The sequence below is a fragment of the Gordonia sp. NPDC003429 genome (genome assembly GCF_053588575.1).
The window spans coordinates 290,643-306,818 of record NZ_JBSFQF010000001.1; the positions used below are offsets into that span (position 1 = coordinate 290,643).

Genomic DNA, 16,176 nt, shown 5'->3' on the forward strand with positions numbered 1-16,176 from the left:
AATACTCGCGGGTTGCTACGTATGCGATACGCGACGGACGGATGTGAATCGAAGGAACCGAACTGTAACTTTCGCTATCCTTAACCGCATTCACCGGTCTGATGTCGGGTCGGAAAACACCTGCTACAGGGGTCAATCGTTCTTCGCTGAGGCCACCGCCGCACGCACCGCTTCCGCGCATCGTGTGCCGGCATCCTCGGGTCCGAGGCCGATGAAAAAGGTGCCTGCCGCGCCGTCCGAGCTGTCCCATCCGTCGACCGTGAATCCCCGATCACCGGAGTTCGGGGGAGCGTCGGCGATCGATGCCGAGGCCAGTGGTACCGACATGGCGGTGATGCCACGTTCGGCCCCCGACACCTCCACGATCAGGTGGGTCGGATGCAGGATCACCAGTGTCTGGTGCTCGTCGTCGGGGTCGGCGGGATTGGCCCGGCGTCCCAGGAGCCGACCGATCCACGACCTCGAAGGAAGATTCTCGCTGCGTGTGACCCATGCGGGCATCGTGACGTCGAGTTCGAGCCGGTGGGCGCTCGCGTAGTTGTGCAGTGCGGTGCGTGCGTCAGCGGGCAGCGCCGAGAGGTCGGCGTCGGCGGTGCTGCGCCGGTACATCGGTGCCGAGACGGCCGAGTGATGCTTCCCTGAGATCATGCTTCGAACGTAGTTCAGCAAATGGCGCGGCGGTCGCCAGATCGGCGAGCAGCGAGCCGACTGTCTCGGCGCTATCTGATTTGTTGGTGCCGATGAATCCCGACGGACCGCGCTTGATCCATCCGGTGACATACATGCCGGGCACCGGGACGTCCCCATCGACCACCCGGCCGTCCCGATGGGGGATCACGCCGCGGTCGTGGTCGAACGGCAGCCCCGCCACGGCGCGCCCCCGGTAGCCGATCGAGGTGAGGATCAGTCCCGCGGGCAACACCTCGGTGGCCGGTTCCGGTCCGGGAGATGTCACACAAATGCCGACGGCGCGTCCCAATTCATCGACGTCGATCGCCGTCGGCCGCCGGTGAAAGGCGAACCGGATGTGGGGCTCGGCGGGTGCATCGTCGTCCACCAGTTCGCTCAGCAGGGCGAGCTTGCTGCGCGTGGTGGTGTCGAGGTCGCCCCATTCGTGTGCCTCGCGCAGTTCCTCGGCGCCGAGCGGGTCGACGACGGTGGGGGTGCCGCCGTCGACCAGGCCGACGAGTTCGGGCAGCGTGAACGCTGCGTGCCGGGGGCCGCGCCGGCCGACAACGGTCACGCGACGCACCCGTGAGGTGCGCAGCGCGGCCAGCGCGGCCGGTGCGATCGAGGTCTCCGCCAGCCGCTCGGGATCGGTGACGAGGATGCGGGCGACGTCGAGCGCCACGTTGCCGTTGCCCACCACAACCGCCTCGTCGCACCCGAGTTGTGGGGTCAGCGAGGCGAAATCGGGATGGCCGTTGTACCAGCCCACGAATGAGGTGGCCGAGTGCACACCCTGAGCGTCGGCGTTGTCGATGTCGAGACGACGGTCGGTGGGTGCCCCGCCCGCCCAGATGACCGCGTGATGGCGTTCGCGAAGGTCGTCGAGCGACAGGTCACGGCCGATCTCGGTGTTCAGCCTGATCTGCACCCTGTCGTCGCGGGCGATCTCGTCGAAGAGGCGGATCACCGTGCGCGTCGCGGCGTGGTCGGGCGCCACCCCGAAACGGGCGAGCCCGAACGGCTGGTGGAGTCGTTCGTAGATGGTCACCGAGACGCCCCGGTGCCGCAGCAGTTCGTCGGCGGCATACATCGCCGACGGTCCCGACCCGACGATGCCCACCGACACCCGCATCCCGGTCGGCAGCGCCCGAGCCGGCCTGATCGGAGCCAGCGGCAGCATACGGCGCTGGTCGACGGGGAAACGGGTTGCTTCCGAGGATGTTTCGTCCTGCTGGTAGTGCCCGGCGTTGATGTCGGCAAAGCGTTCCTGACCAGAGCCGAGCCGGTGTGCGGGACTGATCGCACCCACCGGGCATGCGCTCACGCAGGCACCGCAGTCGACACAGGTCTGCGGATCGATGTACAGCATCTCGGCCGTGCCGAAACCGGGCTCGTCGGGGGTGGGATGAATACAGTTGACCGGACAGGCGTAGACGCAGGAGGCGTCACCGCAGCAGGCCTGCGTCACCACGTGAGGCATGGTTCTCTGTCGAATCGCCGGATCGCGCGGCTAGACCGCGGTGTAGGACGGTTCGCTGCGGAAGCGTGACGAGCGTCCGCTGATGCCGAGCGCCCGCCACAGCGCACGCGACGCCGGATTCATCAGCCCGCACTGCTCGCCGAGCATCCGTACGTCACCGAAAACGTTGCGTCGCACGTGCTTCGACTCCTCGGCGCGCCAGAAGATGTCGCGCATCACCGCGTCGGGGATGTCGAATTCGCGCTGGAAATTGCGGGGCGGAACCATGATGGCGCCCAACAGGATCCGCATGGCGATCGGGAATGCCAGCGACAACAGGAACCGTTGCGCGCGTCCTTTGCGCGGAATGCTCTCACGCAGGTGGTGGTGGGCGAAGGAGATGTGGCGCGCTTCCTCCGCCACGTGCAACTGCATCACCGCGGCCATGGTCGGATGCAGGTCGGCTCGGGTGCGCAGAAAGTCCTTCTGCAGATGATCGATCGGTTCCTCACCGCCGAGAATGCCGAAGAAGAACACGGTGGGAAAGATGGTGGACACCAGTGGCACCAGCGGGGACACCATGCGGTACCCGATCTTCGCACCGGGCACGTCCATGCCGATCCGGTTGACCAACTCCTGGAACATCAGGGTGTGGTTGCACTCTTCCTTGGATTCGTGCGTGGTGTAACGAAACTCCTTGGCTCCGTTGCGAAGCGCAAAACTGTACTGCATCAGACCCCGGATCAGGATCGATTCGAACTGCAAGCCCACCTTGGCGACGTTGGCCTGTCGCCACATGCCCATCCGGATCTGCTTGTCGAGTGGCTGCTGCTGATACCAGGGGTGTCTCCCGACCGGATCGACGTCGTAGGACAACCGCCACCGAGGGTCGTCGGGGGTGATGGCCATCTCCGGCGCGTCCCAGTCGATGTCCAGGTAGGGGTCGAAGTTGCGGTGTACCGACGCCGACGACAGGTCGTCGAGTACTTGCTGATACTCGGCACGGTCGAGTCCCTCGTCGACGGCCGGTCCCGGGTCGTAGGAGGTCATCTCGGTCATGGTGTCGCCCTTCTCGATGGTGTGGACGTATGGCGAGCGTCACAGAGTTCGACGCTAAGCCGCCGTGCGGGAACTTGTCAACAATCGATGTCACATTGACCGGTGGAACTCATGGTGAGGCCTATGTGGTCGGGCGGTGCGCCGCAACGGCGTGGCCGCGCGACGGATGCGCGAAGATGGCCGCGTGGAGAAGATTCTCATCGTGGTGGGCGCGGTCGTGCTGATCGCGCTCGTCAGTGACCTCGCGCCGCGCATCCGGATACCGGCCCCGCTCGTGCTGGTGGTGGTCGGGGCCGTGGTCGGAATCAGCGTGTGGGTGCCGGAGTTCCACGCCGATCCCGAGTGGATCCTGATCGGCGTGTTGCCGCCGCTGCTGTATTCGGCCGCGATCCAGATGCCGACAATGGACTTCCGACGCGACTTCACCGCGATCAGCGCGTTGTCGGTGGTGCTGGTGGTGATCAGCGCGGTGATCCTCGGATGGTTCTTCACCCTCGTCGTCCCCGACATCTCGCTGGCCACCGGGGTGGCGCTGGGCGCCATCGTCAGTCCGACCGACGCCGTGGCCACCTCGATCGCCAAACGCATGGGTGTGCCATCGCGGGTGGTGGCCCTCCTCGAGGGCGAGAGCATGCTCAACGACGCGAGTGCGCTGGTGTTGCTGCGGGCAGCGATCGCGGCAACCGCTGCATCGATCTCGTTCTGGGGCGTCGCCCTGAACTTCGCGTGGGCGGTTGTCGCGGCGGTGGTGATCGGTGCCGTGATCGGGCTGGCCAATCTCTGGGTGCGTTCACACATGCACAACGCCACCGCCAACACCGCGATCTCGTTCACCGTCCCGTACCTGGCCTACCTGCCCGCCGAGGCAGTGGGTGCGTCGGGCCTGTTGGCCGCGGTGACCGCAGGACTCATCACCGGTGCGGGAGCGGCTCGGTTCCTGACCCCCCAGCACCGCCTCTCCGACATCCAGAACTGGCGCACCGTGGAACTCATCGCCGAGGGCGGCGTCTTCCTGCTGATGGGTCTGGAGTTGTTCACCCTGATGCGTGATGTGCAGAAAGACCACGAGGGTGTGCACAATGCGGTGTTCATCGGAGTGGCTGCCTTGATGCTGGTGCTCGTGGTGCGAGCCGTCTACGTCGCGCCGCTGGTGTGGTGGCTCGATCTCAAACGTCGCCGCGGAGACGCGATCCGCCCGATGCTCGAGGACTTCACCGTCACCCCGAGCACCGATGTCTCGCACCATGGGGGCCGAAAGGCGCGGAGCAGGTGGCGCCAGATCATCCCGATACGCCGACGCCAGCGAGGCGAACTCCCCTCGCCGGATCTGGGGCCGGTGTCGCCGGCAACGGCGGAGCGGATCAACTCGCGCGTGGTCCGCACCTTGGCCGATATCGACTACTACGCCGAAGCGCCACTGGGACCCAAGGAATCGGTGATCATCGTCTGGGCCGGGATGCGCGGTGTGATCACCGTGGCGGCCGCCCAAACGCTGCCCGAATCCACGCCGAGTCGATCGCTGCTGGTGCTCGTCGCCTTCGTGGTGGCCGCCGCGTCGCTGCTCGGGCAGGGCGGCACCCTGCCGTGGCTGATCCGTCGGCTGCACCTTCCCGACGAGTCGAGAACGATTGCGGCCGAACGCGTGCGGCTCAACGCCGAACTCGAGCGGACCAGCGCACGGGTGATGGCCGCCAGCGACGAGATCCGCGCCGTGCCGGGTATGCGGGAAAGGCTCGAGGAGACCAACAGACAAGCGCAGGAGGATGCGGCCGATGCGTCGCAGACCCTGGCCGACGACGATGCCCTCGGCCCGGTAACCGACGGCGACGAACAGGTGGAGGGCAGGGCCGACGATGAACCGGATACCGAACCGACGCCGGCTGCGAAGCCGGGCCCGCAGGCGATGGGCTTCCGGATGACCGCGGAGAATCGCGCCCGGATTCGACGGATTCGGCGCGAGATCGTCGTCGCACAACGCGAGACGCTGCTCCGTCTGCGCAGTGAAGGAACCTACAGTTCCGGGGTGCTCAGCAAGGCGCTCGGCCAACTCGACGCCGAGGAGATCAGCCTCGACATGCAGCGCGGTAGCTGACAACTATCGCGCGATTCGCGAGTCGTCCTCTGTTCGAACGCCGAACGATGGTTACGGGCGGAAGCGCGGGTTAAGGTTGCCGTGTCCGAATTTCAGAGCCTGCGCTGCGGAGGGAACATGCCGAACGTCGTTGCGGGGCGCAGGCGCCGGAGGTCGATGTGACAGGTCCACGACCGCCGCAGGGGGGTGGCCCGGTTCCGCCACCGCGCCCGACATACGTACCGGCTCCGGGTGGGCCGCCGCCCGGTGCACCGCGTCGATTTCCGTCGCCGCCCACGGCGCCACCCGGCCCCGCGCCGGGACCCCCACCCGGGCCAGTACCGGGACCCCCACCCGGGCCCGGCCGGCCGTGGTCCCCGCCTTCTCCTCAGTCCCCGCCTTCTCCTCAGTCCCCGCCGGCGCCCGAATCGGAAGGCTTCGCCACCGCCTACATCGATCGCACCGTGGGGACCGGTGATCTCACCGAAGAGTTGATCGAAACCGACATCTGGACCGACCAAATGGTTGCCGCCGCAGGTATTCCGGTGGTCGACGTCCCGTTCGTCACCGTCGGATCGGGCATCGGCTCGTTCGTCACGGTCGACTATCTCCGGATCTGCGGCGTCCCGCTCGACCAGATCGCGGTCCTCGGCCCGCAGGACGTGCCGTGGCACAGCTACGAGTACCTGACGCGGGTATCGCAGATCCCGCGCGGCGAACGGCTGCGATCGGATTCGGCGTCCACCCCCGACAACATCTGGGGATTCCCGTCGTACGCGGTTCGCGAGGCGTGGTCCACCAAGTCGATCAAGCCGCTGTGGAACGTCGCGGTGGAACCGATCTTCGCCAACTACTACACGCCCAAGGCCGGGCACGCCTTCGAGTCGATGGAGAAAGAGTGCCGGCGCATCGGCTACCTGCAGTGCCTGCGGCTCGGGCAGGTGCGCATGATCCGGCGCCGGGCGGGTGGCGGCTACTTCACCATCCTGACGCCGCCGCCGAATGCGCCCGGCCCCACCAAGCGCGTCGCCTTCCGCAGTCAGTGGGTGCATGTGGCGATCGGATACCCCGGCATCAAACTGCTGCCGGATCTGCAGGACTTTCGCGAGCGCTACCGCGACGCCAGCAAAGTGGTCAACGCCTACGAGCCACACGAACACATCTATCAGTCGCTGCGACGTAAACCCGGGACCGTGATGATCCGGGGGGCGGGCATCGTGGCGTCGCGAGTGTTGCAGCGGCTCATCGACGATCGCGACGCCTACCACCTGCAGACGCAGATCGTCCATCTGTTCCGCACCTACGTCGACAAACCGCACGGACCGCACATCTTCATGCGCCGAAAAGGCAAGGACGGCTGGGCATATCAGGGCTTCAACTACCCGAAGTCGGTGTGGGGTGGGCAGCTCAAGGCGCGGATGCGCAAACTCGAGGGCCACGATCGTGCCGAGGCGTACAAGCAGATGGGTGGTACCAACACCCCGGTGCGCGACGATTGGCAGGAGCAGCTCAAACGAGGACGCCGCGAAGGCTGGTACCGGGTGGCGGTGGGCAAGGCGGAGAAACTCCTGCCGGCGCCCGGCGGGCAGGGCGTGATCGCCACCGTACGGGTGGACCCGCACACCTCGATCGCCCAGGAGCATCGTCCCGACGGCACGATGGAGCTCTACGCCGACTACGTGATCGATTGCACCGGACTCGAAGCCGATGTGCGCGAACACCGTCTGCTCGCCGACCTGCTCGACCACACCGGCGCGGGTATCAATCCGGTCGGCCGGATGGATGTGGAACGGGATTTCGAACTCATCGGGACCGCAAACGGGGCCGGGAAGATCTACGCCTCGGGCAGCGCGACCCTCGGCGGCTACTTCCCCGGCGTCGACACCTTTCTCGGATTGCAGATCGCGGCGCTCGAGATCGTCGACGACCTGGCCAAACAGGGCTTCTGCAAGAAGCTCACGCCGTGGCGCTCCACCGCGCAGTGGTGGCGATGGGCACGCGGCAAGGGGGTGGACTGAATGTTGCCGACGCTGTGGGGCCGCATCCAGACCCGGGTGCTGGTCCTGGGCATTCTCGGTGGGTTCTGGACACTGCTGATCGGGCCGTTCCTGCCCGACGGCGCCCCACTGGCCACGACGTATCGGGTGGCGTTCACCGTCTTGGCGGTGGTGATCGTACTCGGGGTGGGGTGGGAGTTCATTTATCACTTCCTGCAACAGTTCCGGTGGGAGAAGGACTGGCCCACCCTCTTCGGGTTGGTCACCGCCATCAACGAAGGCATCGTGGCTTGGCTTGTGCTGCAATACACCCCGGTGTTGCCCGATGACCTCAAGCCCTCACCGCTGGTGTTCTCGCTGCAGTTCGTGAGTACCTGGCTGGTGGTGTGGGTCGCGGTGAACGGGCCGTTGCGCGCGATCTTCCCGCACTGGCGATTCCAAGGAGGTCGGTTCTTTTGAGCGGACCGGGTTTGTCTGATGTGCCGAGCGTGATTCCGACAGTCACGCTGGTTCCGGGAAGCGGGATCGTCATCCGCAAACCCGCATTCCTGTGTGTTCTCGGTGCGCAGTGGGCGTCGCTGGTCCCGCAGATCCTGGCCCTCGAGGAGTCCGTGGCGGTGCCCGACCGGCGGCCCCGGCGTGGACGCCACATGGTGCGCGCCCTGGCCCAACTCGTCGCCACCATCGACGACGAGAACGGTGAACCGGTCGACATCGCCTTCGCAGCACCCGACAACGTCGGCATCGCGATTTACCTGTCCGGGGCGATGACCGCCGAGATCGATGGGCAGCGACTGACTCCCGACGGTGACGAGGCATTCGACCGGGCGATCCCCTGGCCGTTCGAAGGCCTCGGCCTGTATGTGGCCGGAACCGAGCCCGCCGAGCCGGGCGAGGAGATGTTCGCACTCGTGGAGGGCGCCGTGCCTGCCGCGGGTGCGCTGCTGCACACGCCGTTGGGCATGCGCGGCACCGAGATCCACGACGTGAACTCGGCGGCGCCGCCGCCGCTACGGCAAGTGCCGGCATCTGGCGCGTCGGAACCGGTTGCGGCCGAACCTGTTGCGGCCAAACCGGTGGCACCGGAGCCGATGGCGCCGGAACCTGAGGCACCGGAACCTGAGGCGCCGGAACCTGTGGTGCCGGAACCTGTTGTGGCCGAACCTGTGGCGCCGGAACCGTTCGTGGCTGCCTCACTCATGGCCGGAGACGCCGCGACTCCGCCGGTCACTCCCGCTCAGCCGGCGCCACCCCAGGCCGAAGCCCCGCCGCCTCCTGCCGCCCCGGCGCCGCCACCAGCTGCGGGTGGTGCATTCCAACTCGATTCGCTACAGAGCAACGAGGTCCCCGAACCCCGCGCACCGCTACCCAAGCAGGAGCGACAGCGTCCGGCCACCGAGGTGGTGCGGGTGGTCGAGTCCCGCGCGCATGTACACGGGATTCGTTGCTCCCGTGGACACCTGAATCATCCGAGGTCGTGGTTGTGTGGGGTCTGCGGAATCCGGATGGATCAGTTGACCGGCATCCTCGTGGAGGGTGAGCGGCCCCCGCTGGGCTGGCTGCTGCTCGACAACGGATCCACCTATCTGCTCGACGAGGATCTGGTACTCGGCCGGGAACCCGGCTCGGTGGGTGGCGCACGCACGGGGAGCCCCAAACCCATTCGGGTGCAGGACGAGAGCGGTCAGCTGTCGCGGCGGCACGTCGAGATCCGGCTCGTCGAGTGGTCGGTGCAGTTGATCGACCTGGGTTCGGCGAACGGCACATTCGTCAGCGATCCCGCTGCGGGGAATCGGGAGATCCGTCTGCCCGCCCATCAGGTCTACGTGCTGACGCCCGGTTCGCATGTGCGCCTCGGCGGTCGCCACTTCATCTTCGAGTCGCCCCACGCCCGGACCTGACGCGGCGATGGACAAGCATCAGGCAGCGTTTCTGCTGATCGACGTGGCCGTGGTGATCGCCGCAGCCCGCGTCGGTGGCCGCATCGCGCAGGCCCTGCGACAACCGGCCGTGGTCGGCGAGATCGCTGCGGGCATCGCCCTGGGACCCAGTGTGCTCGGGCTGTTTCCCGGCGACCCGAGTGCGTGGTTGTTTCCCGTCGAGGTGCGTCCGCTGCTCGGGGCGCTGGCCCAGATCGGCCTCGTGCTGTTCATGTTCATCGTCGGACTCGAACTCGACATGCGCCTCATCAAGGGGCGCGAACGGTCGGCGGCCACCATCTCGATCGCCTCGATCGTGTTGCCGTTCACCCTCGGTGCCGGGCTCGCGCTGATCCTCTATCCGTCGCACAACATGGTGGGCGGGGAACAGGTGACGCGGCTGGGGATCGCTCTGTTCCTCGGTATCGCGATGTCCATCACCGCTTTTCCCGTGCTGGCACGCATCCTCACCGATCGCGGGATGCAACGAACCCCGCCCGGTGTGTTCAGCCTCGCCTCGGCCGCGGTCGATGACATCATCGCCTGGACGCTGTTGGCGTTCGTCATCGCGATCATCGAGGGCGGCAGTCCGTTGGCGGTGGCGCGGATCGTCGGACTCACCCTGGTGTACGCAGCGGTCATGTTCATCGTGGTGCGCCCGTTGCTGCGACGTCTGGTGGCCTGGCGCGACCGCGCCGGGCGGATGACCCCCGACATTCTCGCGGTCATCCTCATCGGCCTGTTCGCCTCGGCCGCGGCCACCGAGCTCATCGGAATCCATTACATCCTGGGCGCATTCGTTTTCGGTGCGGTGATGCCCAAGGTCGGCGGCGAGGCGCTGAGCCGCGAAATCCTCGAGCGTCTCGAACAGGCGTCGGTGCTGTTGTTGCTGCCGATGTTCTTCGTGGTCACCGGACTCGGCGTGAACCTCACCGGCATCGGACCCCAGGGCTGGTGGCAGTTGCTCCTCATCCTTCTCGTAGCGATCGGGGGCAAGTTCGTCGGCGCCTACACCGGCGCCCGGCTGAGCCGAATACCCTCGCGCCAGGGGGCGACGATCGCCGTGCTGATGAACACCCGCGGACTGACCGAACTGGTGATCCTCTCCGCCGGTAAACAACTCGGCGTTCTCTCCGACGAACTGTTCGCCATGATGGTGATCATGGCGCTGGTCACCACGGTGCTCACCGAGCCGCTGCTGCGGCTGGTCTACCCGGACTCGGTGATCAGCAAGGACATTGCCGCGGCGGAGCGTCGTGCGCTGGCTGCCGGCACGGCGACACGGATCATGCTGGTGCTCGACGACCTGTCGGGTTCGGTCGACGATGTGCGGCGCAGGCATTCCCGTCTGCTCACCCTCGGCGCCGATGCCGACGTGGTCCTGGTCGGTTTGCTGCGCATCACGCCGGGTTCACAACGGCTCGAGGTGGGAGTGCCGCTGGTGCCCGACTTCGCCGAAATGGCCTCCGCCGTAGAGAAACTCCGCGCGTTGGGCCGCACCCTGCCGCAGTCGGCGACGGTGTCGGAGTTGTGCCGATTCACCGCCGATCCTGCGCTCGATCTCGCCGAGTTGGCCGAGAACACCGCCGCCGACGTGGTCGTACTGGCGTCGGCGTGGCGCGACCTCGCATCGTCGGTCACCTCCGCGCCCACCGTCGTCGTCGACGAGGACGTGCCCGACCGACATCCGGACCGGTTGACGTGCGTGGCGGCGGAGAGCCGTCACGGGCGTGCCGCGATCGTGGTGAGCGCGGGCCTGGCCCTGTCCGAACGTCGCGGGCTGAGGATCGAGACCGAGATGTCCCGGCGTCGGCTGCTCGCGGACTTGGCTCCGGTCATCGCGCATGGTGTACGGGTGGATGTCGCCGCGATCCGCACGTCCGGCGAGCCCCGGGACGAGGTCACGGTGATCTCGTCCGACGTCGAACGATCCACCGAGGCAACCGCTTTCGTTGTCGCCGACAACACCGGAACCACCGAGGAGCCCCTCGGCGAACGGATTTCGCTGAGATACGCGCTGCCCGAGCCCGCCCCCGTGCCTCACCTGCGGTCTCCCGACCACACCGAACTCACGTCTCCGACAGACCCTTCCCGCGAGAGGTACTGACATGGCCACAGTCGAAGTCCCGCAGCAACTGGCGGATTTCAGCGTCTTGCGCCGGCTGGGCGCGGGCGGCAACGGAACGTTCTATCTGGCGGTGCCGCCCGCACGGCTCGGGTTGTCGACGGACCGCGTGGTGCTCAAGGTGTTCAGCGGTGTCTGCAGCGACGACGCCTACCGTCGTGGCGTGCGTGAACTGCGGGCCTTCGCGGCCGTTTCCTCCCCGTATCTCGCAATGCTCTACGACGCGGTGTTGCAAGGGCAATTCATGTACGCGATGGAGTATTTCCCGGCCGGGTCGCTGGAGGAGCCGACGCAACCGACCACGCGTGCGGGCGCGTTGGCGGCCATCGCCGACGCGGCGCGAGGGGTGGACGCACTGCACGAGGCCGGCATCGCGCACGCCAACATCACGCCCGCGAGCATCATGCTGACCGAGCCCACCGCCGCGCGTCCCGCCGGTGGCGGCAAGATCTCCGACCTGGGGCTGGCCCGCGTGCTGGCCGCCGACGAGCCCGTCACCAGTTTCGCCCAACCCGGCGCGGTGCAGTACATGGATCCCGCGCTGCTCGCAGGTGATCTGCCCTCGCGCGCCACCGACATCTGGTCGCTCGGCGCGTGCCTGCATCGTGCGCTCACCGGAACCGGGGTGTACGGCGAGGTGCCCGATACGCAGCCACTGCTCGCGATCCGCGCCGCGCTGTCGACGCCACCGGCGTTGTCGGAGAACCTCAACCGTGACGAACGCACACTGATCGCGAATTGCCTTGCCCTGTCCGGTGAACGACCCGCAACCGCCATCGAGGTAGCCGAGCGGATCGAGGCGCTCGGCTAGTCGAGCGTGCCCAGATCGCCGTCGAGCGTGCCCAGATCGCCGTCGAGCGTGCCCGCGGATGGTGGTTTCGACAAGCTCAACCAGCGGGGGAGTAGCTCAACCAGCGGGGGAGTAGCTCAACCAGCGGGGGCGGCGGGTCGAGCGTGCCCAAAACTCGGTCGAGCGTGCCCAGATCGCCGTCGAGCGTGCCCGCTTTCGGCGGTGAATGGCGGTGAACGGCTCGACGGTCGACAGACGACGCATCGGCCGCGCGGATGTAGCGTCGACTCGTGGCGGCAGACGAATTGCATAGGCGGTGGAACCATAATGTGCACTACCACCGGATAGTCCGCGCCGCGACGCCCGCCGACGCACGGAGCGCACTCGATGTCGGTACGGGCAACGGCCTCCTGGCGGGTGAGTTGCTCGACATCGTCGCCGACGTGTCGGCCATCGACACCGATGCTGACGTCCTGGAAGCCGCTCGCGCAGAAGCTCCGAGCGTGCAATGGATTTGCGGTGATGTCATGACGCACCCGTTCGGTCGGACCTTCGACGTGGTCGCGTCGGTGGCCACGTTGCATCACCTACCCGATCAGGCCGCCGCGTTGATGCGGCTATCCGAGTTGACCTCCCCGGGCGGGATTCTGGTGGTAGTGGGACTTGCGCGGTCAAGGTCTCTCACCGACTTCGGTGTCGATCTGGCCGGAGCCGTTCAACATCGGTGGCTATCGCGGAGGCGAGGTTACTTGGAGCACTCGGCGCCGACGGTGTGGCCACCACCGCACACGTATGCGGAGGTTCGCGCATGCGCAGAGGACGTCCTACCCGGAGTGCAGTGGACACGACTACCGATGTTCCGATTCGCGCTGACGTGGCGTCGACCATTCGAGTGATCGGCATGGAAGGCACCGCACAAAACTTCATGAAACCGGAGACGGCAGTGCGTGCGTCCAACCGACATGAACAAGACGACCGACGACGTCGACATCGACAAACACCTCATCCGGCGCCGCGAGGCGGTAAGCAACCTCGGCCTTTCCTCGGATGAGTTCGACGGCGCGTATCGCCGGCTTTCGAGTGGACTGTTCGTTCCGCGCGAGGTAATCCTCTCGGCGCGAGAGCATGTGATGGCCACCTTCCACGCCGCCGACGGTGATCCCGTGGTCGCACGGACCGCGGCAGCCATCATGCACGGAAGTATCTGGTACGACGATGAATTCACCGTCGACCTGATTCGTCACCCGACCGGCTGCGGCAAGCGACGTCGCGGATCGCAGGTGTATCGGACCGAACTGTCGGCGGCGGACGTCGTGTCGATCGACGGAATCAGCGTGACAAGTGCGGTTCGTACAGCATTTGATCTGGGTCGCGTCGGACCTCCGTGGCGTGCGCTCGGTTACCTCGATGCGTTGGCGCGGGCGACCGGATTGACGTCGACCGACTTGGTGACCTATGTCCAAGCGCACCGACGTGTTCGCGGCATCGTTCAGTTGCGGGAAGTCGCCGCGCTTGCAGACGGTCGAGCGGAGTCGCCGCCGGAGAGTTGGCTGCGATTGATCCTGATTCGTGGAGGTTTGCCGTCGCCGGATCTCCAGATCGAGGTCGCCGACAGTTGGGGACACATCTACGCTCGCATCGACCTCGGGTACGAGAGTCTCAAGATCGCGGTCGAGTACGACGGTGAGGACTTCCACTCCACACCGGAGCAGTTGGCGCACGATGCGGAACGTGATCGGAAACTGGATGACGACGGTTGGAAGGTCATCCGCGTTCGGGCACAGCAGGTTCGGGACGCTCCCTGGAAGATCGTCACCGACGTGGGTGCCGCCATTAAGTCGCGCGGAGGCTACTTCTGAACGATCGAGGGCACGCTCGGCGGGGATGTGGGCACGCTCGACGCCGAACTGGGCACGCTCGACGGGGATCTGGGCACGCTCGACGGGGATGTGGGCACGCTCGACCGGATTCTGGGCACGCTCGACGGTGATGTGGGCACGCTCGACCGGATTCTGGGCACGCTCGGCGGGTATGTGGGCACGCTCGACGCCGAACTGGGCACGCTCGACCGGATTCTGGGCACGCTCGGCGGGAATGTGGGCACGCTCGACGGGGATCTGGGCACGCTCGACGGGGTTACTCTCCCAGCAGATACGGGGCGCTGGTGAAGAGCATGATGAGGAAGAACGCGAACTGGAACCACATGGCCCCCTGCCACACCTGCCATCGTCCGCCGGCCTGCCACACCCGATAGGTCTTGAAGGCGGTGAACACCGCTCCGATGAGGACGATGATCGGCGCGACCACCACCAGCACGGTGCGCAGGCCACCCGACGAGGCTGCCGCCACCAGCAGGGTGGCCACCGCGAAAGCGACCGTGACGAGCGCTGCGGTCACCGCAGCGCGGATGTCCGACGGGGGAGGGCTTGACGACGCGGCGTCATCGCGCCGCGGGTCGGGTGGGGGCGAATCATTTTGTGGCTCAGTCATGATCGCAGTCATCGCCGGAGCGGGTTGGTGTGGTGCGTCCGGCGCCGTACACCTCCTGTGCATCCACGGTACATCCGCAGCGACGACGGGGCGTCGGGTTGCCTGGTAGGGACGTTGTCCTATTGCCGGGGGCACCCCTGCCGGGACTACCATGGAAACCAGGAAACGGGTGTGACGAAGAGAAGAGGAGTTGACCACAGATGAACGCGATTCTCGTCGGTGTTGACGGTTCGGATGCGGCCCTCGCCGCGGTGCGGTGGGCGGCCAAGGCCGCGGCCGCCGAGAAGTCCGATCTGAAGCTGGTGGGCGTTTACGACGCCAGCACCAGTGACTACGCACCCGGCCTGATCATCCCGCAAGACGTCATCGATGCCATCCGCCAAGATGCCACCGACGCCGTGCACGGCGCCGCCGCGGCAGCCAAGGAAGTGGCGCCCGAGGTCACCCTGCACACTTCGATCGTCGACGGCGACGCCGCCCGCGTGTTGCTCGAACTGGGCAAGGACGCCTCGATGATCGTGGTGGGTACCCGCAAACTCGGCAGCGTCAAGGGCCTTTTCCTGGGGTCGGTGAGCACCACGATCGCCGCTCACCATCACGGACGCGTCGTGGTGATCGATGGTCCCGGTGGCGACGGTCCCGTGGTTGTCGGAGTCGACGATTCGCCGACCAGCCGCGCCGCGGTGGCCGAGGCATTCCGCCAGGCGTCGTTCCGCAACGTCCCGTTGGTGGCGGTCCACACCTGGACGCCGCTCGATGTGGACGCGCTGCACGGCTACGGCATCGATCCCGACGAGGTCACCCGGATGTCGCAGGATGCGGTGGAAGCACTCTCTGAGCGCCTCGCGGGGTATTCGCAGGATTATCCCGACGTGACCGTCGAGCGGAAGGTGCTGCCCGAGGATCCCGCGAAGGCGGTGATTGACGCCGCCGGCGACAACGCGTCGCTGGTCGTCGTCGGCAGCCGCGGTCGTGGCGGTTTCCGCGGACTGCTGCTCGGATCGACGAGCCAGAAGGTGCTGCGTGAGGCACAGAGCCCGGTGATGGTGGTTCGCGCCTGACGCGTATCCCGCGACAATCCCGACACCAGGCGACTTCAAGTTCACTTGAAGTCGCCTAGTGTTGTGTGATGGGGCTGAAGAAAGTCGAATTGTCCGTCGGAGAGCTGGCCCAACGTGCCGGGATCGCGCCGTCGGCGGTGCGGTTCTACGAAGACCAGGGACTGATCTTCGCTCGCCGCACGCCGGGAAACCAGCGTCGGTACCACCGCGCGATGCTCCGCCGGGTGGCCTTTATCCGGGCGTCGCAGGCCGCGGGCATTCCGCTGTCGGTGATCGCCGAGGTGTTCGCCGAACTCGGCGACCACGAATCGCCGCCGCGCTCGATGTGGGAGGCCGCGTCGAAACGCTGGATCGCCGACATCGACCGGCGGATCGCATTGCTGCAGAACATGCGCGACATGATCGGTTCGTGCGTCGGCTGCGGCTGCCTGTCGCTCGGGTCGTGTCACCTGCTCAACCCCGGCGACGAGCTCAACCGGCTCGGACCGGGGCCGCGACGGTTGATCACCGATTGACGGCCGCGCCGGTGTGTTCCC

At 66.7% G+C, this 16,176-nt stretch carries 15 protein-coding genes; 11 read left to right on the forward strand and 4 right to left on the reverse strand.

Annotated elements, in window-relative coordinates; translation table 11 throughout:
• Positions 1–132: 132 nt before the first annotated feature.
• The 3 genes from ACWDSI_RS01380 to ACWDSI_RS01390 are packed head-to-tail and all read right to left on the reverse strand — an operon-like array spanning position 133 to position 3,178.
• A complete protein-coding gene (locus ACWDSI_RS01380) occupies positions 133–648 on the reverse strand; it encodes a hypothetical protein (RefSeq protein WP_449745560.1) in 516 nt (171 codons plus the stop codon).
• Complete coding sequence (locus ACWDSI_RS01385; protein WP_449745559.1) at positions 560–2,149, reverse strand: 4Fe-4S binding protein; 1,590 nt, start codon at positions 2,147–2,149, stop codon at positions 560–562. Before ACWDSI_RS01385 ends, ACWDSI_RS01380 begins: the two co-directional genes overlap by 89 nt.
• Before the next feature lie 30 nt (positions 2,150–2,179).
• A complete protein-coding gene (locus tag ACWDSI_RS01390; protein WP_449745558.1) occupies positions 2,180–3,178 on the reverse strand; it encodes an AurF N-oxygenase family protein in 999 nt (332 codons plus the stop codon).
• Positions 3,179–3,371: 193 nt separating this feature from the next.
• On the opposite strand from ACWDSI_RS01390, the gene ACWDSI_RS01395 reads away from it, so the two are divergent.
• The 9 genes from ACWDSI_RS01395 (at position 3,372) to ACWDSI_RS01435 (ending at position 14,257) form a co-directional block, all read left to right on the forward strand.
• Complete coding sequence (locus tag ACWDSI_RS01395; RefSeq protein WP_449745918.1) at positions 3,372–5,279, forward strand: cation:proton antiporter; 1,908 nt, start codon at positions 3,372–3,374, stop codon at positions 5,277–5,279.
• A gap of 443 nt (positions 5,280–5,722) precedes the next feature.
• Positions 5,723–7,276: a hypothetical protein gene (locus tag ACWDSI_RS01400; RefSeq protein WP_449755443.1), complete on the forward strand. Its 1,554-nt coding sequence runs from the start codon at positions 5,723–5,725 to the stop codon at positions 7,274–7,276.
• On the forward strand, positions 7,277–7,714 hold the full coding sequence (locus ACWDSI_RS01405; RefSeq protein WP_449745556.1) for a hypothetical protein: 438 nt from the start codon (positions 7,277–7,279) through the stop codon (positions 7,712–7,714). It begins immediately after the preceding gene.
• Positions 7,711–9,156, forward strand: a complete 1,446-nt coding sequence (locus ACWDSI_RS01410; protein ID WP_449755444.1) for an FHA domain-containing protein — start codon at positions 7,711–7,713, stop codon at positions 9,154–9,156. Before ACWDSI_RS01405 ends, ACWDSI_RS01410 begins: the two co-directional genes overlap by 4 nt.
• Before the next feature lie 7 nt (positions 9,157–9,163).
• Positions 9,164–11,281 (forward strand): cation:proton antiporter, encoded by a 2,118-nt coding sequence (locus tag ACWDSI_RS01415; RefSeq protein WP_449755445.1) that lies wholly within the window; start codon positions 9,164–9,166, stop codon positions 11,279–11,281.
• A gap of 1 nt (position 11,282) precedes the next feature.
• Positions 11,283–12,110 carry a protein kinase domain-containing protein gene (locus tag ACWDSI_RS01420; RefSeq protein WP_449745553.1) on the forward strand — a complete coding sequence of 276 codons (828 nt, stop codon included), beginning with the start codon at positions 11,283–11,285 and terminating at the stop codon, positions 12,108–12,110.
• A gap of 269 nt (positions 12,111–12,379) precedes the next feature.
• On the forward strand, positions 12,380–12,985 hold the full coding sequence (locus ACWDSI_RS01425) for a class I SAM-dependent methyltransferase (RefSeq protein WP_449755446.1): 606 nt from the start codon (positions 12,380–12,382) through the stop codon (positions 12,983–12,985).
• Between the two features lie 51 nt (positions 12,986–13,036).
• Positions 13,037–13,948 (forward strand): endonuclease domain-containing protein, encoded by a 912-nt coding sequence (locus ACWDSI_RS01430; protein WP_449755447.1) that lies wholly within the window; start codon positions 13,037–13,039, stop codon positions 13,946–13,948.
• A gap of 27 nt (positions 13,949–13,975) precedes the next feature.
• Positions 13,976–14,257: a hypothetical protein gene (locus ACWDSI_RS01435; protein WP_449755448.1), complete on the forward strand. Its 282-nt coding sequence runs from the start codon at positions 13,976–13,978 to the stop codon at positions 14,255–14,257.
• Here the strand turns inward: ACWDSI_RS01435 and ACWDSI_RS01440 are convergent.
• Positions 14,226–14,579 carry a hypothetical protein gene (locus ACWDSI_RS01440; RefSeq protein WP_449745548.1) on the reverse strand — a complete coding sequence of 118 codons (354 nt, stop codon included), beginning with the start codon at positions 14,577–14,579 and terminating at the stop codon, positions 14,226–14,228. The genes ACWDSI_RS01435 and ACWDSI_RS01440 overlap by 32 nt on opposite strands.
• Before the next feature lie 200 nt (positions 14,580–14,779).
• On the opposite strand from ACWDSI_RS01440, the gene ACWDSI_RS01445 reads away from it, so the two are divergent.
• Complete coding sequence (locus tag ACWDSI_RS01445) at positions 14,780–15,640, forward strand: universal stress protein (RefSeq protein WP_449755449.1); 861 nt, start codon at positions 14,780–14,782, stop codon at positions 15,638–15,640.
• A gap of 68 nt (positions 15,641–15,708) precedes the next feature.
• Positions 15,709–16,155 carry a redox-sensitive transcriptional activator SoxR gene (gene soxR / locus ACWDSI_RS01450; protein ID WP_449745546.1) on the forward strand — a complete coding sequence of 149 codons (447 nt, stop codon included), beginning with the start codon at positions 15,709–15,711 and terminating at the stop codon, positions 16,153–16,155.
• Positions 16,156–16,176 lie beyond the last annotated feature (21 nt).

What these genes read in the sequence shown, in the direction of transcription:
- ACWDSI_RS01380 (WP_449745560.1), bottom strand. Translation starts at nt 648, where the DNA reads ATGATCTCAGGGAAGCATCACTCGGCCGTCTCGGCACCGATGTACCGG.
- ACWDSI_RS01385 (WP_449745559.1), bottom strand. Translation starts at nt 2,149, where the DNA reads ATGCCTCACGTGGTGACGCAGGCCTGCTGCGGTGACGCCTCCTGCGTC.
- ACWDSI_RS01390 (WP_449745558.1), bottom strand. Translation starts at nt 3,178, where the DNA reads ATGACCTCCTACGACCCGGGACCGGCCGTCGACGAGGGACTCGACCGT.
- ACWDSI_RS01405 (WP_449745556.1), top strand. Translation starts at nt 7,277, where the DNA reads ATGTTGCCGACGCTGTGGGGCCGCATCCAGACCCGGGTGCTGGTCCTG.
- ACWDSI_RS01415 (WP_449755445.1), top strand. Translation starts at nt 9,164, where the DNA reads ATGGACAAGCATCAGGCAGCGTTTCTGCTGATCGACGTGGCCGTGGTG.
- ACWDSI_RS01420 (WP_449745553.1), top strand. Translation starts at nt 11,283, where the DNA reads ATGGCCACAGTCGAAGTCCCGCAGCAACTGGCGGATTTCAGCGTCTTG.
- ACWDSI_RS01440 (WP_449745548.1), bottom strand. Translation starts at nt 14,579, where the DNA reads ATGACTGAGCCACAAAATGATTCGCCCCCACCCGACCCGCGGCGCGAT.
- ACWDSI_RS01445 (WP_449755449.1), top strand. Translation starts at nt 14,780, where the DNA reads ATGAACGCGATTCTCGTCGGTGTTGACGGTTCGGATGCGGCCCTCGCC.
- soxR (WP_449745546.1), top strand. Translation starts at nt 15,709, where the DNA reads ATGGGGCTGAAGAAAGTCGAATTGTCCGTCGGAGAGCTGGCCCAACGT.